This window comes from Zoogloea sp. GW822-FHT05C07, assembly GCF_058800215.1.
This window is the reverse complement of record NZ_CM179510.1, coordinates 3885246-3911930: the sequence shown is the minus strand read 5'-3', so window position 1 is coordinate 3911930 and position 26685 is coordinate 3885246. Positions and strand designations below refer to the sequence as shown.

Annotated in this window: 23 protein-coding genes and 1 riboswitch; of the genes, 16 read left to right on the top strand and 7 right to left on the bottom strand. The window is 68.5% G+C overall.

Features of this window, described 5'->3' with window-relative positions; translation table 11 throughout:
- Positions 1-26: 26 nt before the first annotated feature.
- From AC3QL2_RS18125 to AC3QL2_RS18105, 5 genes are all read right to left on the bottom strand, one after another.
- Positions 27-1382, bottom strand: a complete 1356-nt coding sequence (locus AC3QL2_RS18125; RefSeq protein WP_493235550.1) for a porin — start codon at positions 1380-1382, stop codon at positions 27-29.
- A 115-nt stretch (positions 1383-1497) separates the two neighbouring features.
- On the bottom strand, positions 1498-2559 hold the full coding sequence (locus AC3QL2_RS18120) for an AbrB family transcriptional regulator (RefSeq protein WP_493235549.1): 1062 nt from the start codon (positions 2557-2559) through the stop codon (positions 1498-1500).
- Between the two features lie 166 nt (positions 2560-2725).
- Positions 2726-3793, bottom strand: a complete 1068-nt coding sequence (locus AC3QL2_RS18115; RefSeq protein WP_493235548.1) for an ABC transporter ATP-binding protein — start codon at positions 3791-3793, stop codon at positions 2726-2728.
- The gene (locus tag AC3QL2_RS18110; protein WP_493235546.1) at positions 3786-5456 is read right to left on the bottom strand and encodes an ABC transporter permease; all 1671 of its coding nucleotides are present in this window, start codon (positions 5454-5456) and stop codon (positions 3786-3788) included. Before AC3QL2_RS18110 ends, AC3QL2_RS18115 begins: the two co-directional genes overlap by 8 nt.
- Positions 5457-5537: 81 nt before the next feature.
- Entirely contained in the window at positions 5538-6644 is a 1107-nt protein-coding gene (locus AC3QL2_RS18105; RefSeq protein ID WP_493235545.1) for an ABC transporter substrate-binding protein, read from the bottom strand.
- Positions 6645-6813: 169 nt separating this feature from the next.
- On the opposite strand from AC3QL2_RS18105, the gene AC3QL2_RS18100 reads away from it, so the two are divergent.
- Positions 6814-7491: a response regulator gene (locus AC3QL2_RS18100; protein WP_493235544.1), complete on the top strand. Its 678-nt coding sequence runs from the start codon at positions 6814-6816 to the stop codon at positions 7489-7491.
- The gene (locus tag AC3QL2_RS18095) at positions 7488-8927 is read left to right on the top strand and encodes a sensor histidine kinase (protein ID WP_493235542.1); all 1440 of its coding nucleotides are present in this window, start codon (positions 7488-7490) and stop codon (positions 8925-8927) included. The genes AC3QL2_RS18100 and AC3QL2_RS18095 overlap by 4 nt, the downstream gene beginning before the upstream one ends.
- Here AC3QL2_RS18095 and AC3QL2_RS18090 read toward each other — a convergent pair.
- Positions 8910-9854 carry a hypothetical protein gene (locus AC3QL2_RS18090; RefSeq protein ID WP_493235540.1) on the bottom strand — a complete coding sequence of 315 codons (945 nt, stop codon included), beginning with the start codon at positions 9852-9854 and terminating at the stop codon, positions 8910-8912. The genes AC3QL2_RS18095 and AC3QL2_RS18090 overlap by 18 nt on opposite strands.
- 266 nt (positions 9855-10120) lie before the next feature.
- Positions 10121-10338, top strand: a riboswitch (cobalamin riboswitch).
- A 189-nt stretch (positions 10339-10527) separates the two neighbouring features.
- On the opposite strand from AC3QL2_RS18090, the gene AC3QL2_RS18085 reads away from it, so the two are divergent.
- The 14 genes from AC3QL2_RS18085 (at position 10528) to AC3QL2_RS18020 (ending at position 24887) form a co-directional block, all read left to right on the top strand.
- Positions 10528-11154, top strand: a complete 627-nt coding sequence (locus tag AC3QL2_RS18085; RefSeq protein ID WP_493235538.1) for an energy-coupling factor ABC transporter permease — start codon at positions 10528-10530, stop codon at positions 11152-11154.
- Positions 11154-11954: a precorrin-4 C(11)-methyltransferase gene (gene cobM / locus AC3QL2_RS18080; protein ID WP_493235537.1), complete on the top strand. Its 801-nt coding sequence runs from the start codon at positions 11154-11156 to the stop codon at positions 11952-11954. Before AC3QL2_RS18085 ends, cobM begins: the two co-directional genes overlap by 1 nt.
- Complete coding sequence (locus AC3QL2_RS18075; RefSeq protein ID WP_493235535.1) at positions 11951-12865, top strand: sirohydrochlorin chelatase; 915 nt, start codon at positions 11951-11953, stop codon at positions 12863-12865. Before cobM ends, AC3QL2_RS18075 begins: the two co-directional genes overlap by 4 nt.
- 7 nt (positions 12866-12872) lie before the next feature.
- The gene (locus AC3QL2_RS18070) at positions 12873-13547 is read left to right on the top strand and encodes a precorrin-8X methylmutase (RefSeq protein WP_493235533.1); all 675 of its coding nucleotides are present in this window, start codon (positions 12873-12875) and stop codon (positions 13545-13547) included.
- Between the two features lie 8 nt (positions 13548-13555).
- Positions 13556-14707, top strand: a complete 1152-nt coding sequence (locus AC3QL2_RS18065) for a cobalt-precorrin-5B (C(1))-methyltransferase (RefSeq protein ID WP_493235532.1) — start codon at positions 13556-13558, stop codon at positions 14705-14707.
- Positions 14694-16004 carry a precorrin-6y C5,15-methyltransferase (decarboxylating) subunit CbiE gene (cbiE, locus tag AC3QL2_RS18060; protein WP_493235530.1) on the top strand — a complete coding sequence of 437 codons (1311 nt, stop codon included), beginning with the start codon at positions 14694-14696 and terminating at the stop codon, positions 16002-16004. Before AC3QL2_RS18065 ends, cbiE begins: the two co-directional genes overlap by 14 nt.
- Positions 16001-16780 (top strand): precorrin-2 C(20)-methyltransferase, encoded by a 780-nt coding sequence (cobI, locus tag AC3QL2_RS18055; protein WP_493235529.1) that lies wholly within the window; start codon positions 16001-16003, stop codon positions 16778-16780. Before cbiE ends, cobI begins: the two co-directional genes overlap by 4 nt.
- A gap of 60 nt (positions 16781-16840) precedes the next feature.
- The gene (locus tag AC3QL2_RS18050; protein WP_493235528.1) at positions 16841-17611 is read left to right on the top strand and encodes a cobalamin biosynthesis central domain-containing protein; all 771 of its coding nucleotides are present in this window, start codon (positions 16841-16843) and stop codon (positions 17609-17611) included.
- Positions 17608-18015, top strand: a complete 408-nt coding sequence (locus AC3QL2_RS18045) for a cobalamin biosynthesis protein (RefSeq protein ID WP_493235527.1) — start codon at positions 17608-17610, stop codon at positions 18013-18015. The genes AC3QL2_RS18050 and AC3QL2_RS18045 overlap by 4 nt, the downstream gene beginning before the upstream one ends.
- On the top strand, positions 18012-18998 hold the full coding sequence (gene cobJ, locus AC3QL2_RS18040; RefSeq protein ID WP_493235526.1) for a precorrin-3B C(17)-methyltransferase: 987 nt from the start codon (positions 18012-18014) through the stop codon (positions 18996-18998). Before AC3QL2_RS18045 ends, cobJ begins: the two co-directional genes overlap by 4 nt.
- Positions 18995-19336, top strand: coding sequence for a (2Fe-2S) ferredoxin domain-containing protein (locus AC3QL2_RS18035; RefSeq protein ID WP_493235525.1), 342 nt, complete (start codon positions 18995-18997; stop codon positions 19334-19336). Before cobJ ends, AC3QL2_RS18035 begins: the two co-directional genes overlap by 4 nt.
- A 13-nt stretch (positions 19337-19349) precedes the next feature.
- Positions 19350-20804 (top strand): hypothetical protein, encoded by a 1455-nt coding sequence (locus tag AC3QL2_RS18030; RefSeq protein WP_493235524.1) that lies wholly within the window; start codon positions 19350-19352, stop codon positions 20802-20804.
- A gap of 18 nt (positions 20805-20822) precedes the next feature.
- Positions 20823-22937: a TonB-dependent receptor gene (locus AC3QL2_RS18025; protein ID WP_493235523.1), complete on the top strand. Its 2115-nt coding sequence runs from the start codon at positions 20823-20825 to the stop codon at positions 22935-22937.
- A 378-nt stretch (positions 22938-23315) separates the two neighbouring features.
- Complete coding sequence (locus tag AC3QL2_RS18020; RefSeq protein WP_493235522.1) at positions 23316-24887, top strand: diguanylate cyclase domain-containing protein; 1572 nt, start codon at positions 23316-23318, stop codon at positions 24885-24887.
- A gap of 21 nt (positions 24888-24908) precedes the next feature.
- On the opposite strand, the gene AC3QL2_RS18015 is transcribed toward AC3QL2_RS18020, so the two are convergent.
- Entirely contained in the window at positions 24909-26459 is a 1551-nt protein-coding gene (locus AC3QL2_RS18015; protein WP_493235521.1) for a methyl-accepting chemotaxis protein, read from the bottom strand.
- Between the last annotated feature and the right edge of the window lie 226 nt (positions 26460-26685).

Sequence of the window (26685 nt, the reverse complement as noted above, 5' to 3'; positions counted from 1 at the left end):
CCCGCGCCGTCGCCACGCAACAGCGCTCAGAAGCGGTAGCGACCGCCCAGCATCAACGACTTCGGCGTGAAGTTGGCCGGCAGGTTGGTATCCCCGTCGAAGCCCTGACAGGTGCCACCTGCGCACAGGGAGTTCTTGCCGCCGTTCTTGTTGCTGACCTGGGCGTAATACACGTACAGGTCGGTCTGCTTGTCGAGGGCGTACTCGTAGCCCAGGCCGTAGTGGTCCGAATCCCGGTCGGTGCTCATGCGGTCGTCCAGGTGGCTATACACCGCGCGGAAGGTATGCACGTCGCGGAAAGGCACCGAGGCCCCCAGCCACCACACGCGGCGGTCGAGCTTCTTGCCGACGCCGTCCTGCTTGTCCTCGCCGATCAGGTACTGGGCATAGACCTTGGCCACCTTGAAATCGTAGGTGGCGGCCAGGTTGCGCGTGGTGCGGCGCACATCCTCCGTGGCCGGCGCGGTCACCGTGCCCTGGCGCAGGAAGTTCAGGTAGCCGGCGCCGACGAACAGGTCGCCGTTCTTGTAGGTGAGCGTCGCGCTGCCACCCTTGCCCTCGTCCTTCGGGCCGGTGCTGGTGGCGGAGCCGGTCACGCCGACATTGCTGCGGCTGTTGTTCTCCATCCCTGCCGAATAGGCCACATTGGCCTGGAAGCCGCCGAACACCGGCGACGCGTAGAACACGCCGTTGTCGAAGCGGCTCGCCGCCGCGCTGGACCACAGGCGGAACGCCGTCGCCCCGCCGATGGTGAACGGATCGGAGGTGCTGGTGATCGAGTAGATCGGCGCGTAGTCGCGGCCGAAGCGGATGTCGCCGTAGCGCCCGCGCAGGCCGACGAAGGTGTTGCGCGAGAAGATCGCCACGCCGGTGGTGTTGGGCGCAGACGAGGACGCCGCGCCCTGGCCCGGGTTGCTGATGTTGCTGGAGTGGCCGGTGTTCTGCCCGTTGTCGAAGGAAATGCCCGCTTCGAGCTGGAAATAGGCCTGCAGATCCTCACCGAAGTTGCGCTCGCCCTTGAAGCCCAGCCGGCTGGCCGAGCCCAGGCCGCTCTGCACGCGAACCTTGTGCCCCTGGCCGTAATCCCCGTATTCCACGCCGGCATCGGCGATGCCGTAGATCGTCAGCCCGGACGGCATCGACAACCCCTTCGAGGCCGGCGCCTGCGCGGCGCTCTGCTCGACCTTGGCCACCGCCTTGGCGGTCTCGACCTGGGCCGCACTGGCTGCGGCCAGCTTCTTTTCCAGCTCCTCCAGGCGGCTGCGCTGGGCGGCCAGCTCGGCACGCAGCTCGTCGGTGACATCGGCCATCGCGGGGGTGGCGGCAGCGGCAAGCGCCATCAGGCTGGCCGTCACGGCCAGGGACGCGGGAGTGTGTCTCATCTCTACCTTCCTTGTTTTATGTGTGGGTCGCCCGTCCCGGCCAGGGGCCGCTACGGACAGAGCGGATTTCATCGAAATCAGCTTTCGATCCGCTTTCGATGAATGTCCCGCGGGCCTACCTTGGAAGCGAGGCGAAGCGCAGGAAGAATCCGCACACCTTCGGCGCGCAGACGGTGATCAGCACCACGCGCAGCACGTGGGTGGCGGTGATCAGCGGCACGCCCAGGTGCAGCACCTTCGCGGTGACGCACATCTCGGCCATGCCGCCGGGCGAAGCGGCGAGCAGCAGCGACGACAGGGACACTGCACCGCAGGCGGCCAGGAGCAGCACAAAAAGGCCCGACAGCAGCAATGCCAGCAACGTGCTCGCGGCCGACACCGCCAGGAAACGCGGCGCGGCACGGAAAAACTCCGGGGAGAAGCGCCCGCCCAGGGCCACGCCGAGCAGCAGCTGGCCGCAGCCCACCAGCCAACCCGGCAACGCCGACAGCGGCACCTGCGCGGCGGTCAGCGCCGCGATGCAGGCCAGCGGCCCGAGCACCCAGGCATTGGCGATACGCAGGCCGCGGAAGACTCCGACGCCCAGCAGCGAGACCGCCACCAGCAGGGGGAAGCGCCCCCAGTCCACCGTCAGCAGGGCCGGCACGTAGCTGTCGTGCCCCTGCCCGCCCCAGTGGTAAAGGATGAAGGGCACCACCGACACCACAATCATCACGCGCAGGGCGTGGGCGGCGGCTACCCTGTCGGGCGCGCCGCCCTGGCGCTCGGCCAGCACCACCATCTCGGACGCACCGCCCGGCAGCCCGGCGAAGAAGGCAGTGGCTGGGCTGACGCCGGCCCAGCGGTGGATCAACCACGCGCTGACCATCCCGATCCCCACCGCGCTGCCGGCCATCAGGCCGATCAGCAACAGGTTCTCGGCGAGATGGGCGAGGACCAGCGGCGTGAAGTACAGCCCAAGCGCCGTGCCGATGGCCCACTGACCGGCCTGACGGCCGCCGGGCGGCCCCTCGATCATCCAGCCGGCGATGCGCGCCAGCGCCACGCTGAACAGCGGGCCGATCATCCACGGCAACGGCACATGCAGCGCCTGTGCCAGCGCACCGGCGCAGGCGGCCAACCCGAGGGCCGGCAGGATCCGGCCCCACAGCCGGGTAAAACGGAAGTCGGAAGACATGCTGGGCAATCCGCGCAAGGGAGCGGGCGGTAGCGACGCTGCCCTGCCCACTCCACGAAAAAAGAAACCCCGCCACCTCCCGCGGGGGAAGCATGACGGGGTGGAAAGCCCGGTGCCACGGGACCACTGGCACCGGAAACAGGGACGATTCAGCGTATTGGCGGCGTCAGAAGACCCACACGGCGTCCGGCGGAAACTCCAGCCAGCGGCGCCCGCTGGCTTCCTGCCGGCTGCCCCAGGCGCGCAGCAGCGCGCTGCCGGCGTGGAAGACGTACTCGAAGCGGTCGCCGAGGAACATGGACGTCGCCAGGTCGATACCGACCCGGTGCTCGGCCGGCCCTTCGGCCAGGCGCACCTGCTCGACGCGCACCACCACCGACACCTCCTGGCCGACCGCCGCATCGTTGCGGCGCTGGCCCCACAGGCGCAATCCTTCGCCGAGCTCGACGCAGGCCTCGCCGCCGCGGATCTCGGCGACGCGCCCCTTGAGGATGTTGTTGCTGCCCATGAAGTCGGCCACGAACAGGGTCTTCGGCTGGCTGTACATCTCCTGCGGCGTGCCCTGCTGTTCGATGACCCCGCCGTTGAGGAGCAGGATGCGGTCGGACATGGCCATCGCCTCGGACTGGTCGTGGGTCACCACCAGCGCCGACAGCTGCATTTCGACAATCAGGTTGCGCAGCCAGGCGCGGGCCTCCTCGCGCATCTTGGCGTCCAGGTTGGACAAGGGCTCGTCGAGCAGGATGACCGGCGGGTTGTAGACCAGCGCCCGGGCGATCGACACGCGCTGCTGCTGGCCGCCCGACAGCTGGTGCGGATAGCGCTCGGCCAGGTGCGCGAGGCCCAGGTTCTTCAGCGCCGCCTGCACCCGCTCGGCGATCTCCGCCGCGCCGACCTTGCGCAGCTTGAGCGGGTAGGCCACGTTGTCGAAGACCGTCTTGTGCGGCCACAGGGCATAGGACTGGAAAACCAGCCCGAGGTCGCGCTTCTCGGCCGGCACGTCGATGCCCGCCGCGCCGTCGTAGATGGTCCGCCCGGCGATCTTGACGCGCCCTTCATGCGGCTGTTCGAGGCCGGCGACGGCCCGCAGCAGGGTCGTCTTGCCGCTGCCCGAGGGCCCCAGCAGGGACACCACTTCGCCGCGCCGCAGCTGCATCGAGACGCCCTTCAGGATCGGGTTGCTGCCGTAGGACAGGGCGAGGTCGTCGACGGTCAGGATGGTCTTGTCAGTCATGAAGTTTCACTCCGAAACGCAGCGCCAGCGCCAGGCCGCAGCCCACCAGCAGCATGTTGATCAGGGACAGGGCGGCGACCACGTCGACCGCGCCGGAGGCCCACAGGGACACGATTTGCGCACCGATCACCTCGGTGCCGGGCGACAGCAGATAGACGCCGGTCGAATACTCCCGCTCGAAGATCATGAAGATCAGCAGCCAGGAGCCGAGCAGGCCGTTGCGGATCAACGGCACCGTGATGTCGCGGGATACCCGCGCCCGGGACGCGCCGACCAGCCGGCCGGCCTCTTCCAGTTCGGGGGCGACCTGCATCAGCGCGCTCTGGATCAGGCGCATGCCGTAGGCCAGCCAGACCACTGCGTAGGCGAACCACACGCTGAACAGCGTCGAGCGCAGCGGCGCCAGGAAGGGCACGAAGAGGAACACCCAGAACACCGCCAGGCCGGCCATCAGGCCCGGAATGGCCCGCGGCGTGAGCACCACGTAATCGACGAAGCGCGACAGGCCGTCCGGCTTGCGGTGCGTGGCCAGGCCGATCAGCAGGTAGCCGACCACCGCCACCGCGCCGCCGAGGGTGCCGATGAGCACTGAGTTGAGGATGGAGCGGATCATCGTGTCCTCCTCGAACACCGCCCGGAAGTGGTCCAGGGTCAGCACTTCGAGCAGGTTGATGCCGGCGCCCCAGCTGCTCACCACCGAGCGCAGCGCCACGCCGGCCACCGGCACGACGATGGTCAGCACCAGCCAGGCGCTGATCAACGCCAGCGCCACCCACTTCCAGCCGCCCAGGGCCAGGCGCCGCTGGCGTGCCGACTTGCCCTTCACGGCGACGAAGCGCTGGGCCGACTTGAGCAGCACCCGCTGCAGCAGCACCAGCGGGAAGGTCACCGCGATGATGCAGGTCGCCACCGCCGCCATCAGGTGATAGGACGGCGTGCCGAGCTTGTTGGTGAGCTTGTAGAGGTAGGTGGTCAGCACCAGGTGGCCTTCCGGATCGCCGAGGATCAGCGGCAGGCCGAAGATCTCGAAGCCCAGGAAGAAGACCAGCACGCCCACGTAGAGCAGCGCCGGCGAGACCATCGGGATGGACACGTCGCGGGCCACCCGGAACGGGCTGGCGCCGCTCAGGCGCGCCGCCTCCTCCACGTCCGAGCCGAGATTGCGCAGCGCCGACGAGGAATACAGGTACACATGGGGCACGTGGGTCAGGCCGGCGATCAGCACGATGGAGGTCATCGAGTAGATGTTCCACGGCACGCTGCCGAAAATCTGCTCGAACCACACCGAGAAGAAGCCCACCGGGCCCAGCGACACCACGTAGCCGAAGCCGAGCACCACCGGCGATACGAAGATCGGGATGAGGATCGGCGTCTCCAGCCAACGCCGGCCCGGCAGGTCGGTGCGCACCATGATGAAGGCCAGGATGGCCCCCAGCGGGATGGCGATGACGCTCATGCCGACTGCGATGATCAGGGTGTTCTTGGTCGCCGACCAGAAGTCCGGATCGTCGAAGATGAAGGCGAAGGCCTCCAGGCTGAGGCGGGCCGCCGGCATGAAGAACGGCCCCGACAGCACGCTCTGGTAGAACACCAGGCCGAGGGGAAAGAAGACGGACAGGGCGAGCGCAGCCACCACTGCCCGCCTGGGCAATGTCTGAAACATGGGAGTCACCGATGGGTTGGCGTGGATCGGGACGCCGGCCCCGGTACTAGGCCGGGCCGGCGGCGGAACCGGGAGGCCCGCTTACTTCGCCTTGACGGCGCCGTTCCACTGCTTGATGAAGTCGAGGCGCTTGGCCTGATCGAGGTAGGTCAGGAGGCCGGTACCGATGGGCACCGGGCGCAGCGCGTCGCCGAGCTGCTTCTTGAGGCCGCTGGCGGTGGTCTCGCCTTCCACGTCGCCGCGGATCGCGTAGAGATCGGCCTTGTTGGCGATGATCTCCTGGCCCTTCTTCGACAGCACGAAGTCCACCCACAGCTTGGCCGCGTTGGGATGGCGCGCGCCCTTGGCGATGAACATCACCCGCGACAGCACCAGCGTGTAATCCTTGGGCAGCACGATGCCCAGCGACGGGTCCTTGCGGGCGCGGGTCAGCGCGTAGGCCGCGTTGAGGTTGTAGCCGATCAGGTTCTCGCCGGAGGCGATGCGCTCCATCATCGTGCCGGTGGCGCCCTGCACGCGCACCGCGACGCCGCCGAAGGCCTTCAGCAGGTCGTTGAAGCCGGCGCCGTTCACCTGCTTGTCCTGGGTCACCAGCATGAAACCGACACCGGACTTCTCCGGGTCATAGGTGGTGACCTTGCCCTTGTACTTGTCGGCCTGGGCGCTCAGCAGGCGCACGAAGTCGGCGTGGCTCTGGGGCACATCGGCCGCCGGCACCAGGCGCTTGTTGTAGACGAAGCCGACCGGCTCGTAGGTGGTGCCGAAGGCCTCGTTCTTCCAGTTGGCCCAGTCGGGCAGCTTGGCCGTCTCGGCGGACTTGTGGGGCTGGGCGTAGCCATCATTGACCAGCTTGACCTGCAGGTCCATCGCCGACGACCAGGTCACGTCAGCCGAGGCGCCGGCGGCGCTCTCCGAGATGAAGCGGTTGTACAGCTCGGTGGTGCTCATGTTGCTGTACTCCACCTGGACGGCGGGGTACTGGGCGCGGAACTCGCGGATCAGGTGGTTGGCCTGCTCGTTGTCGGTCACCCCGTAGATCACCAGCTTGCCTTCCTTGGCGGCCGCGGCGGCCAGTTCGGACGGGGTCTGGGCCAGCGCCGGCGCGGCGCCGAAGGCGGCGGCCACACAGGTGGCGACCAGCAGCTTGCCGAAACTGCGGCGGGAAGCGGGCAGGAACGTGTTCATCATTTTGTCTCCTCTATCTTTTCTGTGATCCGTCGGCCGGTTCCGCCGGGGCTTTGCCCCCTCTGGCGGACCGTCTGGGATGGATCATTCGCCGATCGCCTTTCGATTCGCTTTCAGTCTTTTCCGGCGCTAACCTTCGCCCATCTCCCCTTTTTACAAGAAAGTCGCCCCCATGCGCATCCTCCTCGTGGAAGACCACCCGGAACTCGGCGAGTGGCTGGCGAAATCCCTGCGCCAGGCCGGTTACGCGGTCGACGTGGCCGACCGGGGCGACCATGCCGAGCACTTCCTGCTGTCCCAGGAGTACGACGGCGTGATCCTCGACCTGACCCTACCCGGCAAGGACGGACTCGACGTACTGCGCGGGCTGCGCGCCCGCGGCTCGCGCATGCCGGTGCTGATCCTGACCGCCCGCGGCGCGGTGGACGACAAGGTCAAGGGCCTCAACCTTGGCGCCGACGACTACATGGCCAAGCCCTTCGAACTGAACGAACTGGAAGCCCGCCTGAAAGCCTTGCTGCGCCGCTCGGCCGGTTTCAACCCGGTGGTGCGCATCGGCCGGCTCGATTTCGACACGGTCAGCCGCCTGGCCAGCGTCGAGGGCCGCCCTCTGGCCCTGACCCCGCGCGAGCTGGCGGTGCTCGAAGCCCTGCTGCTGCGTGCCGGTCGTCCGCTGGCGCGGGAGGCGCTGTTCGAAAAGGTCTTCAGCCTCGACCAGGAGGCCCGCGCCGAAGCCATCGAGATCTACGTCCACCGCCTGCGCAAGAAGCTCGACGGCTCCGGCGCATGCGTCACCACCGTACGCGGGCTGGGCTACATGCTCGGCCCGGAAAAGACCGACGCACCATGAGGACGCTCAGCCTCAAGCGCCGCCAGACCTTCTGGCTGGTCGGCGTGCTGTCCCTGCTGCTGGTCGTGGACGCCTGGTTCAGCTATGGCGACGCCCAGCAGGCTGCCAACCAGGCCTACGACCGCTCCCTATCGGCCTCCGTGCGCGGCATCGCCGAGCGCGTCTATGCCACCGAGAGCGAGGTGGTGGTGGACGTGCCCTACTCGGCGCTGGAACTCTTCGAGTCGGGCAGCGCCGACCGCATCTACTACAGCGTGCAGATCCTCGGCGGCGACATCATCACCGGCTACGAAGGCCTGCCGCCGCCGCCCACTGGCGACCACAACAAGGCGATCTTCTACGACGGCAGCTACCGGGGCGAATCGGTGCGCATCGGGACTCTCGTCAAGCCCCTGTACCGGCCCGAGTTCCCCAAGCCGGTGATGATCGTCGTCGCGGAAACCACCAACGCCCGCCAGGAGGTGGTGGCCCACCTATTCTTCCGGGAATTCGCGCGCAAGGCGCTGGTCATCGCGGTCGCGCTGGCCGTCGTGCTGCTTGCCACGATCTTCGCGGTGAAGCCCATCGACCGCCTCGGCCAGACCATCCGCGCCCGCCACGAGGACGACCTGACGCCCCTCGACGGCCGCGACGTGCCGGCGGAGGTTCTGCCACTGGTCGGCGCCATCAACCACCACCTCGACCACATCGGGCGGATGCTGGAAGCCCGCCGCCGCTTCATCACCGATGCCGCTCACCAGCTGCGCACGCCGCTGGCGGTGCTCAACACCCAGGCCGAATACGCCCTGCGCCAGGACGACGCCGGCGAGATGCGCCACGCGGTGGAAGCCCTGCACCGCAGCCTGGGCCAGGCTACCCGGCTGGCCAACCAGCTGCTGTCCCTGTCCCGCGCGGAGCCGATCAACGGCTTGATGCTGAAGCAAGAGGACGTGGATCTCGCCGCGGTGGCGCGGGACGTGGTCATCGACCTGCTGGTGCTCGCCGCGCGGCACGACATCGACCTGGGCATCGAAGGCGGCGACGCCCCGGTGATCGTCCGCGGCCAGCCACTGCTGCTGCGCGAGATGATCTCCAACCTGGTGGACAACGCGCTGCGCTACACGCCGGCCGGCGGTGTCGTGACGGTGCAGGTGGATGTGCGAGCGGGTGGCGCCGACGCACCGCCGATGGCCCGCCTGCGGGTGGTGGACGACGGTCCGGGCGTTCCGCCCGACAGCCGCAACGCGGTGTTCCTGCGCTTCTACCGCCTGCCCGGCAGCGACCACACGGGCAGCGGACTGGGGCTGTCGATCGTGAAGGAGATCGTGCTCGGCCACCACGGCGAGATCGAGCTGGACGACGCCCGGCCGGGCGCCGCCGAACGGCCGGGGCTGGCCGTTACCGTGCGCCTGCCGCTCGCCGCCGCCGACGCGGCGGACTCAGCGCACGAGGAATGAACGGAAGTTGTTTTCCTTGCCGAGGACAAGCCGGCCAAACTCGTCCAGCAGCTCGGGGCCGATGGCGTCCGCCGGCACGCGACAGGACGTGAAACCGAAGCGCTCCAGGTTGCGCGACTCGATGACCACCTGGCGCGTCTCGAAGTCGGCCCGCCACACCACCAGCACGCTGATCTCGTCGTTCACCGTGAAGGTGCCGAGTTCCAGCTCGCGCTGGCGGTTGCGCCGCTCCACGCATTCGAAGCGCAGCCCGAGGTCGAACAGCATCTGGCGCAGGCGCTCGACCGCATGGCCGGCGCGCTCGATGATTCGCACACCGCCGCCCTTCAGCGTGTAGCCGAAGGTCACCCGCTCGATGCGGCCACCATCGCTCTCGGCCTGGGTGCGGAAGTCGGCAAAGCCTTCCAGCCAGGCCAGGTTGCGGAACGCGTCGCCGGCATCCAGAAAGATATAGTTGCGCGCCACCTTGGGCTTGAGATAGTTGAGTTGGGTGCTCAGGTCGTGGAAATACTCGAAGGCCGCACGCAGACGCCGGTCGAGGCTGGTCCTGGCTGCATCGACCCGTTCGAAGGCGTCTTCGGCAGCCCGCTGGCGGGTCTCCACCTCGCCGCGCAGCTGGTCCAGCAAGCCGCCACTCCGTACGGTCGGCAGCGGCTCCTCGTCCTTTTGCGCGGCGGCCGCCTGGCCAGCGAGGCGCACCGGCGGGAAGTCGTTGCCCGGGACCTCGTGATAGGTCTCCTTCGAACGGGGCAGGCCGCTGTAGCGGGAGTCGATCTCCTGCACGCGTTTTCGCGCCGCCTCCAGATCGAAGGAGTTGATGTCGGCGAGCAGGGCCTCTGCCTCCGCATCCAGGGTGTCGGCCTTCGTATCCTCGCGTCGGCTCCGCTCCTTGTCCGGACAGGAATCCGGAAGGGAGGGCGAGGCCATGCCGCGGCCGGGAGGGAAAAAGGAATCGGGTTGCACGGAAGTCAGGACACCACTGGAAATTGATCCGCTGGAAGGGACCGGGGTTATTACAGATGCAAGTATTCCGCTGCCTGCGGGCCCGGTCAATCCCGGAATGGTGCGGGATTACCCTCCAATCCCTGTGAAAAATTCCCAGTCCCGGAAACTCTGTCCCCGAAACGGGCAAAATCCAGCATCGTTCGCTGCCTTCCGCTAGGGCAGCTTGCACGCGTAAAGGACATGCGGTTAGACTCCGCGCCGTTACGGGTGCCGACCCTGCGTCTGCAGGGAAGGTGAAACGGGAAGTCCGGTGACGTCGGTGAGCATGCTCTCCCCGACCATTCCGGCGCAGCCCCCGCTGCTGTAAGCCTGACGAATCTGCTCCACGCCACTGGGTTTTTCCCGGGAAGGCCGGCAGAAGAGAGTGAAGGCGAGCCAGAAGACCGGCCTGTGACGATTTGGTGTGGTACCGGCCCCGGGGTGTGGGCAGATCCGACCGATGGGCTTGCCCAGACCCGTTGCCGTCCCGTTCCCTCCGCCGTCTTCCGGAACCGTCGCCGCCACAGGTCCGCACCCGCCTGGTCAGTATGCGTTTGTTCTGCACATCCCCGTTGCCCTGCCGCACTTCGTTCAATCGACACGAAGGAAAGCAAGCATGCACATCGAACCGGGGTACGTCGCCAGTGCCAAGATCGTCGCCGCCAACGCCGCCGCCGTGGCGCTGCTCGGCAGCCAGTCCATCCACCTCCTCAAGCAGCCGCAGCTGATCGCCCGCACGCTCATCGCCGGCGTCTTCTTCACGCTGTTCATGCAGGCCTTCCACCTCAAGGTCGGCCCGTCCGAACTGCACTTCCTCGGCGCCATGCCGATCTACCTGTCCCTCGGCTTCGTGCCGGCCCTGTTCGGCTTCGCCATCGGCCTGCTGGCCCAGGGCCTGCTGTTCGAGCCGACCGACCTGGTGCATCTGGGCGTCAACACCCTGTCCCTCGCCGTGCCGCTGATGCTGGTGCATGCCACCTTCGGCCAGCGCCTCGCCCGGCTTGATGTGCGCAGCATCCTCAAGCTCGATGCCGCCTACTACAGCGGCGTGACCCTGATGGTCGGCTTCTGGCTTGCCATCGGTGAGGTCGCCACGCCCTTCTCCGCCTGGCTGGCCTTCGCCTCGTCCTACGCCGCCATCGTGATGGTCGAACCGATCTTCACGCTGCTGGCCCTGCAGGCCATCGGCCGCCGCCAGGACAACCCGGTGGTGCGCTTCTGCTTCGCCGCGAAGGCTGCCTGATGGCTGGCAAGGTCTGGTTCGTGGGCGCCGGTCCGGGCGACCCGGAGCTGCTCACCGTGAAGGGCCGCCGCCTGCTCGAAGAAGCCGGCGCGATCCTCTTCGCCGGCTCGCTGGTGGATCAGGCGGCGACGCTGTTCGCGCCGCCCGGCTGCGAGATCCGCGACTCCAAGGACATGACGCTGGAAGAGATGAGCGCCTGGCTCCTCGACCAGACCGCCCGCCACGCCACCGTGGTGCGCCTGCAGACCGGCGACCCCGGCCTGTACGGCGCGCTGGTAGAGATGACCCGCCCGCTCACCGCCGCCGGCATCGAATGGGCGGTGGTGCCGGGCGTCTCGTCGGCCTTCGCCTCGGCGGCGGCGGCCGGCGAGACCCTGACGCTGCCGGAAGTCACGCAGACAGTGATCCTGACCCGCGTCGCCGGGCGCACGCCGATGCCGGCGGGCGAAGAACTGGAAGCACTGGCCGCCCACCGGACGACCCTGTGCATCTTCCTGTCCATCACCCTGCTGCACGCGGTGCAGCGCGCGCTGCGCGCCGCCGGCTGGGCCGAGGACGCGCCGATCGTGGTGGTGCAGAAGGCCAGCTGGCCGGGCGAGGAGAAGATCGTCCGCGGCACCCTCGCCGACATCAAGAAGCGCTGCCAGGCCGAGAAGATCGCCAGCCAGGCAATGATCATCGCCAGCCCCACGCTGGGCGCCGCCGACTGGCCGACCCTGGCCCGCTCCAAGCTCTACGACCCGGCCTTCGGCCACCGCTTCCGCAAGGCTTCGGCCGCCTCTGAAGAGACTTCCGCATGAACGACACCACCCTGCTCCTCGTCGGCCACGGCTCCCGCAACCGGGACGGCAACAAGGAAATCCTGCACTTCGCCGCCCAGTGGCGCGAACGTCACCCGGCCTGGCGCATCGAGGTGTGCTTCATCGAGCACGCCGACGTGCTGCTCGCCGAAGGCCTCGACCGCGCCGCCCGCGACAGCCGCCGCGTCGTCGTGCTGCCCTTCATCCTCAACGCCGCCGGCCACGTGAAGATGGAGCTGCCGGCCGCCATCGAGGATGCCCGCGCCCGCCACCCCGGCGTGGACTTCGGCTGCACCCGCCACCTGGGCATGGGCCGCGAGATCCTCGCCGTGCTGCAGGGCCAGCTCGACCGCCTGATGAAATCCCTGGCGATGCCCGACCCCCAGACCACCGGCGTGGTCCTCCTCGGCCGCGGCTCGTCGGACGCCGGCGCCAACGGCGAACTGGCCCGCATGGCACGCTGGCTCTTCGAGGACAACGATCACGAGCTGGTGGACCTGGCCTTCACCGGCGTCACCTGGCCGCGCCTCGAAACCATCGTCCAGCGCCAGGTGCGCCTGGGCATGACGCAGATCTGCGTGGTGCCGGTGTACCTGTTCACCGGCGTGCTGATCGAGCGCATCCAGGCCCAACTGGAGCGCCTGCGCCAGCAGTACCCGCAGGTCGCCTTTGCGCTGGGCACCCACTTCGGTTTCGACAAGGGCATCTTCGACCTGCTCGACGCCCGCGTGGCCGGCGCCGAATTGCCGGAGGGCGGCCTGCTCGAATGCGACGGCTGCAAGTACCGCCAGGCGGCCGAAGCCGAGCACCTCCACGACCACAGCCACACCCACACCGGCCATGCCGGCTGCGGCCACAACCATGACCACGAGCATGGCCACGACCACCCCCATGAACACGCCCACGCCTGAGCCCGCCATGAGCGCCAACACCGTCACCGAACAGCTCACCGCCGCCGGCCGCGCCATCGAGCACGACTCCTTCGCGATCATCGACCGGGAAGCCGGCCCCCACGCCTACAGCACTGAGCAATGGCCGCTGGTGCGGCGGATGATCCACGCCAACGCCGACTTCGAGTTCAATGGCCTCACCGCCTTCCACCCTCAGGCCATGCAGGCCGGGCTGGAGCGCATCCTGGCCGGCAACACGCCAGTCGTCGCCGACGTGGAGATGATCTGCGTCGGCCTGTCGAAGCCGCGCCTAGCCCACTTCGGCATGACGACCCACCAGTTCATCTCCGACCCGGACGTGATCGCCGCCGCCCAGGCCGAGGACACCACGCGCGCCGTGCAGGCCATGCGCAAGGCCCACCGGCATGGCCTCCTCGACGGCGCCATCGTCGGCATCGGCAATGCGCCCACGGCACTGATCGAGGTCGTCCGGCTGATCCGCGAGGAAGGCGTCCGCCCGGCCCTGGTCGTCGGCATGCCGGTCGGCTTCGTGTCGGCGGCCGAATCCAAGGACCTGCTGATGGAGCCCGGCGACGTGCCGTGGGTCGCCATCCGCGGTCGCAAGGGCGGCTCTACGCTGGTCGTCGCGGCCATCCACGCCATCCTGGGCCTGGCCGAAGAGCGCCAGCGCCAGGCCGCCTGAGGCCACCGATGGCTGCAGGTCACACCCTCCCCGAGAAGGTCCGCAAGGGCGATCCGAAGCGGGATCGCGGCAACCGCACGGGCTTCTCAACCGGCGCCAACTCCGCCGCCGCCGCCGCCGCTGCGACCCTCGGGCTGGTCCAGGGCCGGGTGCCGGAGGCGATCGAATGCGTGCTGCCCAACACCCAGCGGGTGCGCTTTTCCATCACGGAAGGGTGGACCGACGGCCTGCACGCCCGCGCGGTCAGCATCAAGGACGCCGGCGACGACCCGGACGCCACCAACGGCGCCCACCTCACCGCCGAAGTCGAGCTCCTGCCCGGCGCCGCCGGCCAGATCGTGCTGCGCGGTGGGCCAGGCGTCGGCACCGTCACCAAGCCCGGCCTCGGCCTCGACGTGGGCGGCCCGGCCATCAACCCGGTGCCGCGCCGCAACATCACCGACAACGTGCGTGCCGCCGGCGCTCCCATCCTGGAAGCCGGCGACGGCATCGCAGTGACCATCTCGGTGCCCGGCGGCGAGGAGATGGCCAAGAAGACCCTCAACGCCCGCCTCGGCATCCTCGGCGGCATCTCCATCCTCGGCACCACCGGCATCGTGCGTCCCTACTCAACTGCAGCGTTCCGGGCCAGCGTGGTGCAGGCGGTGGACGTGGCCGCCAACCAGGGGCAGACCAGCGTGGTGTTCACCACCGGGGGTCGCACCGAGAAATGCGCGATGCGCAGCTTCCCGGAGCTGGACGAAGCCTGCTTCGTGCAGATGGGCGACTTCGTCAAAGCGGCCTTCCAGACCGCCGTCAAACAAGGCATGCAGCACATCATCGTCGGCGCGATGGTCGGCAAGCTCACCAAAATCGCCCAGGGCCTGTCGGTCACCCACGCCTGGCGCGAAGAGGTCGACCGGGAGCTGATCGCCGGCGCCGCCGCCGAAGTCGGCGCCCCGCCCGACCTGGTGGAGGAGATCCGCGCCGCCGAAACGGCCCGCTTCGCCGCCGAACGACTGGCCGAGCTGAACCTCACCGTCGCCTTCCACCGGGCCCTCGCCGAGCGCGCCATCCGCAGCCTGCGCGAGCGCTACCCCGGCCCCCACCGTCTCACCGTGCTCGCCTGCAATTTCGAAGGCGTGCCCATCGTCACCGTCGAAGAACATGAACTCGCCTGAGCAGTGCCGCATCGTCGGCATCCTCGATGACGGCTGGTTCGGCCTGGGCGACCCGGCCCGCACCGTCCTCATCGAATCCGATCTCCTCATCGGCGCCCGCCGCACGCTGGATCTCGTGGCCCCCTACCTCCCTCCCAGGGTGGAACTGCGAGATATGGACGGCCAGCTCGGCCGTGTCCCGGAATGGGTCCGTGCGGCGCGCGGCGCCGGCCACACCAGCGCCGTGCTGGCCACCGGCGACCCCCTGTGCCATGGCATCGCCAGCTTCCTGGCCGGCAAGCTCGGAGCAGATGCCATTACCGTGCGCCCCGCCGTGTCCACGCTGCAACTGGCCTTCGCCCGCTTCAGGAAATGCTGGCAGGCCGCCGCCATCGCCTCGGTGCACAGCCGCGACGCTGGCGAATGGCAGGTCGGCGCAACGCCCGAGCACGGCCTCTACCCGCTCGTCCGCGCCGCCTCCCGGCATACGCTGATCGGCGCCTTTACCGGCCCTGACAACAACCCGGCGCGCATTGCCCGGGCGCTGATCGCCGCCGGCCACAAGGACGACTTCCGCCTGTCGGTCGCTGCCCGCCTGTGCCTGCCGGACGAAACCCTGTTTGCCGACCTGCCGCTGGGCGACGCCGCCGGCATGGACTTCCCCGATCCGAACATCGTCGTGCTGGAGCGCATCACGCCGCCCGACAGCCGCGCCACCTTCGGCTTCGACGATGCCGACTTCGTGCAGCGCGCCCCCGAGAAAGGCCTCATCACCAAGCAGGAAGCCCGTGCCCTGTCCCTCGCCAAGCTGGGCCTGCGCCCCGGAAGCCGGGTGTGGGACATCGGCGCCGGCTCCGGCTCGGTGGGCCTCGAAGCCGCCCGCCTGGCTTACGACGGCCACGTGTGGGCCATCGAGAAGAACCCCGGCGACGCCGACAACGCCCGTGAGAACGCCCGCCGCCTGAAGGCCAGCAACTACACGCTGGTGGAAGGCAAGGCTCCGGCCGGGCTGGATCAATGGCCCGATCCCGACGCCGTCTTCATCGGCGGCTCCGGCGGCGAACTGGCCGAGCTGATCCGCCTGGTCCTTGCCCGCCTGCGCCCGCACGGACGCCTGGTGATGAACTTCGTGACGCTCGAGAACCTGGCCACCGCCACCGCCGCGCTCAGCGCCGCCGGTGCAACGTGGGATGTGGTCCAGCTGCAGGCCGCCCGCAGCCAGCCCATCCTCGACATGCACCGCCTCGCCGCGCAGAACCCGGTGTGGATCGTCTCGGCCACCCCGGCCGCGCCCCAACAGCAAGGAAACCCGCAATGACCGCTCCCCGCCTCGGGCGCCTGATCGGCGCCTCCCTCGGCCCCGGCGATCCCGAACTCATCACCCGCCGCGCTTGGGCCGCGCTGCAGTCCGGCGCCCGCTGGCTGTACCCGGTGAAGAAGGCCGAGGAATCCTCCTACGCCCTCGGCATCGTCGAACGCGGCGGCCTGGCCGTGCCCGAGGATGCCGAAGCGCTGGTCTTTCCGATGACCCGCGATCCGGTCGCCCTCGCCAAGGCCTGGTCCCGCGCGGCGAGCCGCACCGTCGAGTTGCTGCGCGAAGGCCGCGACCTGGTGTTCCTCGTCGAAGGCGACGCCTCCACCTTCGCCACCTTCGGCCACCTGGCCCGCGTAGTGCGCGAGCTGGCGCCGGACGTCGAAGTGGAAACGATCCCCGGCGTCAGCTCCTTCGCCGCCGCCGCAGCCGGCACCGGCCTGTCCCTCGCCGAGGAGGATGAAACCTTCGCGGTGATCCCCGCCGCCTACGGCGTGCCGGTGGTCGAGCGCCTGCTCGACGAGTTCGACACGCTGGTGCTGCTGAAGGTCAAACCGCTACTCGACGAGATCCTGGACCTGCTGACCCGCCGCGGCCTGCTCGCCACCAGCTGCTTCATCGAGAAGGTCGGCTCACCGGAAGAACGCATCGTCCGCGACGTGGCCAGCCTGGCCGGACAGAAGGTCAATTACCTGTCCCTGATGCTGGTGCAGAACCCCAAGCGGGTCCGCGGCGAACTGCGCCGTGGCTGCCGCAAGCACGCAGCCGTCGCCCCCGCCTGAGCGGCCGGCATAGCCAACAAAAATCAACCAGAAGAACGCCTCCCCAACGGAACCCCGAGCATGTCCCAGCACCTGCCCTTCTCCACCAGCCGCATCGCGGTCGTCTCCATCACCCGCCACGGCATCGCGCTGGCCGGCCGCGTGGTTGCCGCACTGCCCGGCGCGCGCCTGTTCGCGCCGGAGAAGTTCGCCGCCGAGGCCGAAGCCGCCGCACCGGGCGTCGCCGCCTGCTACGCCGGCAAGACCGGCGAGCAGATCCCCATCCTGTTCTCCAATTTCGACGGCATCGTCGCCATCGTGTCCCTCGGAGCGATGGTGCGACTGGTCGCGCCCTACCTGGTCAAAAAGGAATCCGACCCCGGCGTGGTGGTCATCGACGAGGCCGGGCGCTTCGTGATCCCGATGCTGTCCGGCCACCTGGGCGGCGCCAACGCGCTGGCCGGCACCATCGCCAGCGCCCTCGACGCCACGCCGGTGCTCACCACGGCGTCCGACGCACGCCAGACCCTGGCCGTCGATCTGCTCGGCCGCGAACTCGGCTGGACCTTCGAAGCCAGCCACGACGAGGTCGTGCGGGCCAGCGCCGCGGTGGTGAACGACGAACCGGTGGCGGTCGTGCAGGAAGCCGGCAGCTCCGACTGGTGGCTGCGCCACGCCAACGGCCGCAGCGGTCCGCTGCCCGCCAACTTGGTGCCCTTCGCGCGTCTGGAGGACGTGGAGCCGGAGCGCTTCGGCGCCGTGCTGTGGATCAGCCACCGAGACGAGCCGGCCGAACTGGCCCCGCGCCTGGCCGGCAAGCGCGTCATCTACCGCCCGCCGGTGGACCGATGAATCGGCGCCAGCCCGTAGCCCTCGGCATCGGCTGCGACCGCGGCACGCCAGCCGCCAGCGTGGCCGCGGTGGTCACCGAAGCGCTGGCCCTGTGCGGCGCCACGTTGCATGACGTGGCCGCCGTCGCCAGCATCGATCTGAAGGCCGACGAGCCCGGCCTGCTGGAGTTCGCCCACGCGCAGGACTGGTACATCCGCTTCTACCCGGCCGTCGCACTGGCCGGAGTGGACGTGCCCAACCCCTCGGAAACCGTCCGCAAATACACCGGCACGCCGTCCGTCTCGGAGGCCGCCGCGCTGCTGGCGGCCGGCACCGACATGAGCCAGCTGCTCGTCGAAAAACACAAATACCGCGGCCCCGACGGCCGTAACGCCACCGTCTCCATCGCGAGGATTCCCCAATGAACGACATCGCCTCCGCCGCCCCGCGCGGCAAGATCATGCTGGTCGGCCTCGGCCCGGGCAGCCACGAGCACCTCACCGCCCGCGCCCGCGCCGCCATCGCCGAAGCCGACACGGTGATCGGCTACGTGACCTACATCCGCCTGGTGGCCGAGCTGCTGGAGGGCAAGGAAGTCATCAAGAAGTCGATGACAGAGGAACTCGACCGGGCCATCGAATCCCTCGACCGCGCCCGCCAGGGCAAGAAGGTGGCGCTGATCTCGTCCGGCGACGCCGGCGTGTACGGCATGGCCGGGCCGACCTTCGAGGTGCTGTTCCAGGCCGGATGGACGCCGGATTCGGACATCGAGGTCGAGATCATCCCCGGCGCATCTGCCATCAACACCTGCGCAGCACTGGTCGGCGCACCGCTGACCCACGACTTCTGCGCGATCTCCCTGTCCGACCTGCTGACCCCGTGGCCGACCATCGCCCGCCGCCTGGAGGCGGTGGCCGCCTCCGACTTTGTGGTGGCGCTCTACAATCCCAAGAGCGGACGCCGCACCCGCCAGATCGTCGAAGCCCGCCGCCTGTTCCTGCGCCACCGCCGGCCGGACACGCCGGTGGCCATCGTCAAGTCGGCCTACCGCCCCAAGCAACGTATCGAATTCACCACCCTCGAGCACATGACCGACTGCGACATCGGCATGCTGTCCACCGTGCTGATCGGCAACTCCAACACTTTCGTCAAGCACGGCCTGATGGTCACGCCGCGGGGCTACGCCAACAAGTACGACGTGGACAGCGGCACCACCCGTGACGGCGAGAAGGCCGGCCGCTCCCTGTCCACCGGCCTCGACGGCTGGCTGGCCACGCTCCACGCCAGCGGCCGCAGCGCCGCCGAGCTGGCGCGGGAATACCGCCTGCCCGAGGACTACATCGCCGAGTTGCTGGCCGAGCCTTTCGAGGACGACAGCGCAGCCCCTGCCGAGGAGGCCGAGGCGTGAGCGAGCCCATCAAGCCGAAGATCGGTAGCTACCGCCGCCACCTGCTGGTGTGCACCGGCCCGCGCTGCACCGCCGACGGCCAGTCGCAGGCGCTGTTCGACAGCCTCGGCGCCAAGTTCAAGTCGGCCGGGCTGGATGGTGGCGAACTGCGCGTCAAGCGCACCCGCGCGGCCTGCTTCGCCGCCTGCAAGGGCGGCCCGATCCTGTGCGTGCAGCCGGACGGCACCTGGTATTACGGCGTCACCGACGCGGTGATGGACCGTATCGTCGACGAGCATCTGGTCGGTGGCGAGCCGGTGGCCGAGCACGTCTTCCACCAGGCCGGCGAGCCGGACTAAACACCACGCAACGATGTCCGCACGCCTCTCCCGCCTCCTGCATCTTTTCCATCGCTGGCTCGGCATCAGTGCCGGCCTGCTGGTGCTGGGCTGGTTCGTCTCCGGCCTGGTAATGCTGTATTCACCCTTTCCGCGCCTGACGGTGGAAGAGCGAGTGCAGCATCTGGAAGTGCTGCACGGCGAGGCAGTTCGGATCAGCCCCGCCGAGGCAGCTACCCAATGCCCCGGCACGCCGCGCGGCGCGCGTCTGGCCATGCTCGCCGGGCATCCGGTCTACCACTTCAGTGGCGGCAAACCGGCCTGCAGCGTGTGGGCCGACGACGGCCGCTGGGTCGGCCCGGTATCCGCGGAGATAGCCAGCGAGGCGGCCCGTCGCTTTCTGCCCGGCGTTGCGCTGGCGGAGCCGGAACGCATCGAGCGCGACCAGTGGAGCGTCTACACCAGCTACAACGCCCATCGCCCGCTGTACCGCATCGCGGCTGACGACGCGGCCGGCACGGTGCTCTACGTATCGTCGAAGAGCGGCGAGGTGCTGGCCGACACCACCCGTCGCGAGCGCCTGCTCGGCTGGCTGGGCAGCGTACCCCACTGGATCTACTTCACCCCGCTGCGCGGCGACGACCTAGGCACCTGGCACATGCTGGTTTTGTGGCTGCCTCCCATCGCGTTGCTGACCGCCGTCGCCGGCCTGGCGCTGGGCATCCAGCGTGTGCGTGTGCGACGACGTTACCCGCGCGGCCAGATCACGCCCTACCACGGCTGGAAACGCTGGCACCATCTGGCCGGGCTGGCCGTCGGCGGCTTCGCCATCACCTGGCTGCTGTCCGGCTGGCTGTCCAACCATCCCTTCGGCCTGTTGGAGATGAGCAGCCCGCCGCCCGGTAGCGCCCAGCACCTGGCCGGCGGCCCCTTCCGCCCATCTGCCGACATCAACCTGCTGCGCCACCAGCTGGCCCAGGTGCCCGATGCCCGCGAAGCCGAGTGGTATCGCTTTGGCGGCCGGGACTACCTTGAAGTACGCACCCCGGCTGGCCCCCGCCGGCTGGACGACCGGGCTCATGCCGCCGCCCCCATCGACCTGCCCACCCTCGCCGCCGCCGTCGAAACCATAGAGCACCGGCCGGTGGCCCAGGCCGAGCTGATCGACCATGAGGACCTCTACCACTACGGCCGCAACAGCCCCGCGGTGCTGCCGGCAGTGCGCATCCGCCTGGCCGACGCCCAGGACACCACCTGGTATCTGGACCCGGCCACCGGCCGCATCCTGCAACGCATCGACGATGCCAACCGCTGGCACCGCTGGGTCTTCAACGCCCTGCACCGCCTCGACTTCCCGCCCCTCGCCAGCCTGCCCGGGCTGCGGGAGGGGCTGATCACCCTGCTCTGCCTGCTCGGCGCCAGCCTGGCCGGCAGCGGCTGTGTGATCGGCTGGCGCCGGCTGTTCCGCCGGCGTCCGCCCCCCGCCTAGCCACCTCAAGGACATCCCATGAAGAAGCTTTTCGCTCGCCCCTCCCGGGGGGCGCTGGCCCTGCTCGTCTCCAGCATTGGCACCACGGCCCACGGCGCCGGCATTCCGACGCTGCAGGAAGTCACGGTCAGCACCACCAAACAGGACCTGATCGGCGTCGCCGACTCGGCCACCGAAGGCACGGTGACCGCCGCCCAGCTGCGCAACCGCCCGCTGCTGCGCCCGGCCGAGGCGCTGGAGACGGTGCCCGGAATGATCGTCACCCAGCACTCCGGCGACGGCAAGGCCAACCAGTACTTCCTGCGCGGCTTCAACCTCGACCACGGCAGCGACTTCGCCACCAGCCTGCTCGGCATGCCGGTCAACATGGCCAGCCACGCCCACGGCCAGGGCTACATGGACCTCAACTTCCTGATCCCCGAGCTGGTCCAGGGCATCGCCTACCGCAAGGGCCCCTACGCGGCCGAGGATGGTGATTTCGCCACCACCGGCTCGGCGCGCATCGACTACCGGCGCAAGCTGGACGGCAACTTCGTGGACCTTGGCCTCGGCCAGAACGGCTACCAGCGCATCCTCGCCGCCGGTAGCCAGGCCCTCGGCGCGCCGGACAGCGGCGATGGCCGCCAGCTGCTGGCCGCCGTCGAACTGATGGGCAACGACGGCCCCTGGGAGCAGCCCGAGAACCTGGTGCGCCGCAACGCCGTGCTGCGCCTGTCGGACGGCAGCGCCGCCCACGGCTACGCGATCACCGCGATGGCCTACTCGGCGACGTGGACCGCCACCGAACACGTGCCGCAGCGGGCCATCGACAGCGGCGAGATCGGCCGCTACGGCGCCCTTTCGGCCCGCGACGGCGGACGCACCCACCGCCACAGCCTGTCGGCCGAATGGGGCCGCCTTGGCGAAGCCACCGCCAGCAAGGCCAGCGCCTACGTGATCGACTACGGCCTCAACCTGTTCTCCGCCCCGTCCGGCTACATCAGCGGCCCGCAGGGCGACCAGCACGAACAGGCCGACCGCCGCATCGTGTGGGGTGGCGACGGCCGCCACGCGTGGTTCCTCGGCCCAGCCTGGCGCGACACCGAACTGGCGGTCGGCGCCCGCCTGCGCCAGGACCGCATCGGCAAGGTCGGCCTGTATTCCACGGTGGATCGCCAGCGCACCGCCACCGTGCGCGAGGACCGCATCACCGAAACCAGCGTCGGCGTCTTCGCCGAAGCCCGCACCCAATGGACGAGCTGGCTACGCAGCACCGCCGCGCTGCGCCGTGACGAGCTGCGCGCCGACGTCACGCCCCTTGGTGGCCAGTACAACATGGACAACGGCGGCCACGCCCGCGCCGGCCAGACCAGCCCGAAGCTCGGCTTCGTCTTCGGCCCCTTCAACCTGGCCGGCGCCACCGAGTTCTACGCCAACTGGGGCCACGGCTTCCACAGCAACGACGCCCGCGGCGCCACCAGCGGCACCAACCCAGCCGACGGCAGCGCCATCGACCGCGTACCGCTGATCGTCAAGGCCAAGGGCTCGGAGGTCGGCCTGCGTGCCGCCCCACTGCCAGGCTGGAACACCAGCCTGTCGGTGTGGCAGATGGACCTGGCCTCCGAACTGGTCTTCATCGGCGACGAGGGCATCACCGAGCCGAAGGGTGCGTCGCGCCGCCACGGCCTGGAGTGGGCCAACTACATCACCCCGGCCGACGGCCTCATCATCGACGCCGACCTGGCCCTGTCGAAGGCCCGCTTCAAGGACGCCACGGCCGGCGGCGACCGGGTACCCAACGCGATCCCCGTCACCGCCTCGGTCGGCGTTGCGGTGGACCGCGGCGGCCCCTGGCACGGCGGCCTGCGCCTGCGCTACCTGGGCGCCTACCCGCTGGAAGAAACCGGCGAGCACAAATCCATGCCCTTCTGGACCGCCAACCTCAAGCTCGCCTACCGCGCCTCGGCGCGCGTGCAGTTCAGCGTGGATGTGCTCAACCTGTTCAACCGCCACGCCAACGACATCGAGTACTGGGGTGGCGCCTGCACGCGCAGCGAGACCCTGGGCGGCACCTGCAACGGCGGCATCGACGGGCGCCTGGTCCATCCCCTCGAGCCGCGCAGCCTCCGTCTTGGCCTACGTATCGGTTTCTGATGCCTGCGCATTCAATTTTGCTTCCTGCGAATTGAAATCCGGGATGGCGTAATACTTATCAACGCTATCCGAATCGAGTTCGCAGAGTCCTTATAAGCGTTCTGCCTGGCCAGAATCATATTCCTGACCGGCAGAACCTTGATCTCACATTCCCGAATTCAATACTGCCGGGCGAAGACTCGATGTGCACACGGCAATATTGAATGTTCCCCCCCGATATGCCGATAAAGCAGGCATGCACATGCACGCCGTCGTCGCACCCTCTTCGTGACGCAGCAGGCTTGAACCCGCAAAGGCGATGGAGGATCCTTGAGCTGTCGCCGGCCAATGGACGACGCATAACAACAACAGCACTACATGAGCTTTCGAGGAGCCGCGATGGGCACAGCCCTGGAGACGCTTCTCCACTACTTCGGACGCCTCGTCCTGCCCTGCCTGGTCGCACTCGGCGCAGCCGGTCTGGCCCACGGCGAGGACGCACAGCAGGTTTTCCGCGTCGGCATCACCTCCTTCCGTGACAAGTCGGTCACGCTGCGGGAGTGGGGGCCGACGATGGATTACCTGGCGCAGAAGATTCCCGGCAGCCGCTTCGTCGTCGTACCGATGGGCCTGCAGGAATTCGAAACCGCCCTCGGCCGCAACGAGATCGACTTCGTCATCACCAACCCCGAGCACTACATCGTGATGGAGGCGCGCTATGGCGTGTCCCGCGTCGCCACGCTGGTCAAGCGCGAGAACGGACGCCTGGTCAACCAGTTCGGCGGCGTGGTGTTCGCACGCAGCGACCGCCACGACATCCACGACCTGGAAAACCTGAAAGGGAAGCGGATCGCCTCGGTGGACCGCACGTCCTTCGCCGCCTACCTGCTGCAGTACGATCTGCTGAAAGAGCACGATGTGGATATCGACCGCGACTGCCAGGTGGATTTCCTCGGTTTTCCGCAGGACTTGAGCGTCACCGCGGTACTGGCAGGACGCGCCGACGTCGGCTTCGTCCGCACCGGCGTGCTGGAGGCGATGGCCCGCGAAGGGCGGATCGACCTGGCACAGATCCAGATCCTGCATGCCATGCCGGGAGACAATTTTCCCTTCCTGATCTCGACCGGGCTCTATCCGGAGTGGCCTTTTGCCGCCGTACCACGGGTACCGATCGACATCCGCAACCAGGTTGCCGCGGCACTGCTGCTGATGCCGCCGGACACGCCAATGGCACGGAGTGCACGCTATTACCGCTGGTCCACGCCAGTGGAGTACCTCAGCGTGCAGAGCCTGATGCGGCGGCATCACATCTACCCCTTCGACAAGGTCGAGGCGATCACGCCGGCTCAGATCTTCCGGCGCTACACGCCCCACATCCTGCTGGCCGCACTGGCCGTCGTGCTTCTGATGGCCACGCTCTACCTGCGCGCACGCCGCCTGAACAGTGCGTTGATCCAATCCCGCCAGCAGCTCGACCACCAGGCCCATTACGACGCACTGACCGGCCTGCCCAACCGCAACCTGCTCGACTACGATCTCGAAAGGGCCCTCAGCCAGGCACGTCGTAACGGGCACGAGTTCGCGCTGTGCCTGATGGATCTGGACGGCTTCAAGCCGATCAATGACTGCTGGGGCCACAAAGTCGGCGATGAAGTGCTGCGGGAAATCGCCCAGCGCCTGCAGGACAGCCTGCGCACCGGCGACCGGGTCGCCCGATGGGGTGGTGATGAATTCGTGCTGCTGCTGGGCGGGGTCGCCACCCGGCAGCAGCTGACCGAGATCATCGAACGCATCCTGCACGTGGTGGCCATGCCGCTCGACAGCTGCCGCGGTGCCCACGTCTGCGCCAGCATCGGCGTCAGCCTGTACCCGCAGACGGCGACGGACGCCGACGGCCTGCTGAAATCCGCCGACGAGGCCATGTACAAGGCCAAGGGCGCCGGCGGCAACCGCTGGGCGGCCCACGCATAGGGATGGGCCACCCAGCAGCGCTCAGACGCTGAACTGCTCGACCGAGGCCTTGAGCTGCCGGGCCAGGCTGGCCAGATCCCCGGCGGCAACCGACACGTCCCGCACGATGCTCGAGGTTTCCTCGGACATCTCCACGGTGCGCTGGACGTTGCCCGCAATCAGGTTGCTCGTCGCACTCTGCTCGTGCAACGCGGTCGAAATTTCCGCCACCGACGCCAGCACCTGTTCGATGCTGCCCTGGATCTGTCCCATCGCCGTATCGGCCTGCCCGGCCATCTGGACGCCTTCCTCGACACTGGCGAGGCCGCCGTTCATGCCTTCGACGGCAGCCTGGGTGTCGCTCCAGATGCGCTCTATCATCCCGGCGATTTCCTGGGTGGACAGCGCCGTCCGCTCGGACAGCTTGCGCACCTCGTCGGCCACCACCGCAAAGCCGCGCCCGTGCTCCCCGGCGCGAGCGGCCTCGATGGCGGCATTCAGCGCGAGCAGATTGGTCTGGTCGGCAATCTCCTTGATGACGCTGACGATGCGCGAAATCTGGTTGGAGCTTTCGCCGAGGGACATCACGCGCTCCGACGAGCGCACCACCGCCCCGGAGATCTTCTGCATCTCGCCGACCATCTCCTGCACGGCCCGGGTCCCGCTGCGGGCCAGGGTGCCCGTCTCCGACGCATGGCGGTCCACCTCCGACGCATTGTCGGCGATGTTGCCGATGCAGGCGGTCAATTGCTCGACCGATGCCGCCGACGCGGCAGAGGCATCGTTCTGGCGTTCCGTCGCCTGCAGCATCGCACTCGACGAGGCCGACAGACGCTGGGCCGAGGTGGCGAGTTCGGCGGCGCTCCGCACGATGCGCCCGACGATCTCCCGCAGCCCGACCTGCATCTGGCGGGTCGCAAAGAGCAGGCTGGAATCATCCCCCGGCCGCGTGACGATCTCTTCCGACAGCTTGCCCTGCGCGATGTGGCGCACGACGTCGATGACGTAGCGCGGTTCGCCGCCCAGTTGCCGGAGCAAGCGACTGACGATCAAGCCGATGAGCAGGAACAGCACGGCTTGCAGCAGCACCTGGCCGATCCACAGACCGCGGTTGAGCGCCCTCAGGGCCGCCATGTCGCTTTCGATATCGATGCTCACGCTGGCGCCGCCCAGCACGAAGCCCTCTTCCACACCATGACACTTGAGGCACTCGATGCTGCGGAAATTCTTCATCGCCACATAGGGCACGACGACACGCAGCTGGCTGCCGCCCGACGGCGGGTGGGAGAAACTGATTTCCTCCTTGCCGGATTGCAGTATCCGCTGGTCCAGTTCGTCCACCGGCAACTCCTGCGGCAGCGCCGGCGGAAACTCGTCGTCCAATTGCTTGGCACGGAAGACACGCAGTTCGCGGATGAATTCGGACTTGCCGATCTTCTCGATATACAGCGCGCGGCTCTTCTGATCGCTGATGACCTCGGCGTCGCCGGCCTTGGTGATCATCAGCGTATTGAGGCCGTTGATGGCGCCATCGGCGACCATCCGCGCCCGGTCGGCAGCGGCGGCCAGAGTCTGCCGCTCGAGATGCTGCATGAGCCACAACTGCATCAGAATGAAAACAAGCACCAGCGCGCCCTGGATAAGAAGCTGCAGCCTGGCCCGGAGCCCGAATCCCTGCCACCACGATGAAAGCCAATCCAAAATGTCCCCCTGCAGGGCATTGCCCATGATATCGATAGGGGAATTAGACCATATGGCATCCATCACAGCCATTTGCAGGCCTCTGCCCTGCGGACAGACAAAGCAAAAACGCCCCGAA

Bases quoted from the DNA above. Each gene is read 5' to 3' on its own strand.
- AC3QL2_RS18085 (WP_493235538.1), top strand. From the start codon at position 10,528: ATGCACATCGAACCGGGGTACGTCGCCAGTGCCAAGATCGTCGCCGCC.
- AC3QL2_RS18090 (WP_493235540.1), bottom strand. From the start codon at position 9,854: ATGGCCTCGCCCTCCCTTCCGGATTCCTGTCCGGACAAGGAGCGGAGC.
- AC3QL2_RS18125 (WP_493235550.1), bottom strand. From the start codon at position 1,382: ATGAGACACACTCCCGCGTCCCTGGCCGTGACGGCCAGCCTGATGGCG.
- AC3QL2_RS18095 (WP_493235542.1), top strand. From the start codon at position 7,488: ATGAGGACGCTCAGCCTCAAGCGCCGCCAGACCTTCTGGCTGGTCGGC.
- AC3QL2_RS18115 (WP_493235548.1), bottom strand. From the start codon at position 3,793: ATGACTGACAAGACCATCCTGACCGTCGACGACCTCGCCCTGTCCTAC.
- cbiE (WP_493235530.1), top strand. From the start codon at position 14,694: ATGAACTCGCCTGAGCAGTGCCGCATCGTCGGCATCCTCGATGACGGC.
- cobM (WP_493235537.1), top strand. From the start codon at position 11,154: ATGGCTGGCAAGGTCTGGTTCGTGGGCGCCGGTCCGGGCGACCCGGAG.
- AC3QL2_RS18025 (WP_493235523.1), top strand. From the start codon at position 20,823: ATGAAGAAGCTTTTCGCTCGCCCCTCCCGGGGGGCGCTGGCCCTGCTC.
- cobI (WP_493235529.1), top strand. From the start codon at position 16,001: ATGACCGCTCCCCGCCTCGGGCGCCTGATCGGCGCCTCCCTCGGCCCC.
- AC3QL2_RS18070 (WP_493235533.1), top strand. From the start codon at position 12,873: ATGAGCGCCAACACCGTCACCGAACAGCTCACCGCCGCCGGCCGCGCC.
- AC3QL2_RS18015 (WP_493235521.1), bottom strand. From the start codon at position 26,459: ATGCAGCATCTCGAGCGGCAGACTCTGGCCGCCGCTGCCGACCGGGCG.
- AC3QL2_RS18100 (WP_493235544.1), top strand. From the start codon at position 6,814: ATGCGCATCCTCCTCGTGGAAGACCACCCGGAACTCGGCGAGTGGCTG.
- AC3QL2_RS18020 (WP_493235522.1), top strand. From the start codon at position 23,316: ATGGGCACAGCCCTGGAGACGCTTCTCCACTACTTCGGACGCCTCGTC.
- cobJ (WP_493235526.1), top strand. From the start codon at position 18,012: ATGAACGACATCGCCTCCGCCGCCCCGCGCGGCAAGATCATGCTGGTC.
- AC3QL2_RS18030 (WP_493235524.1), top strand. From the start codon at position 19,350: ATGTCCGCACGCCTCTCCCGCCTCCTGCATCTTTTCCATCGCTGGCTC.
- AC3QL2_RS18045 (WP_493235527.1), top strand. From the start codon at position 17,608: ATGAATCGGCGCCAGCCCGTAGCCCTCGGCATCGGCTGCGACCGCGGC.
- AC3QL2_RS18065 (WP_493235532.1), top strand. From the start codon at position 13,556: ATGGCTGCAGGTCACACCCTCCCCGAGAAGGTCCGCAAGGGCGATCCG.
- AC3QL2_RS18110 (WP_493235546.1), bottom strand. From the start codon at position 5,456: ATGTTTCAGACATTGCCCAGGCGGGCAGTGGTGGCTGCGCTCGCCCTG.
- AC3QL2_RS18050 (WP_493235528.1), top strand. From the start codon at position 16,841: ATGTCCCAGCACCTGCCCTTCTCCACCAGCCGCATCGCGGTCGTCTCC.
- AC3QL2_RS18105 (WP_493235545.1), bottom strand. From the start codon at position 6,644: ATGATGAACACGTTCCTGCCCGCTTCCCGCCGCAGTTTCGGCAAGCTG.
- AC3QL2_RS18120 (WP_493235549.1), bottom strand. From the start codon at position 2,559: ATGTCTTCCGACTTCCGTTTTACCCGGCTGTGGGGCCGGATCCTGCCG.
- AC3QL2_RS18075 (WP_493235535.1), top strand. From the start codon at position 11,951: ATGAACGACACCACCCTGCTCCTCGTCGGCCACGGCTCCCGCAACCGG.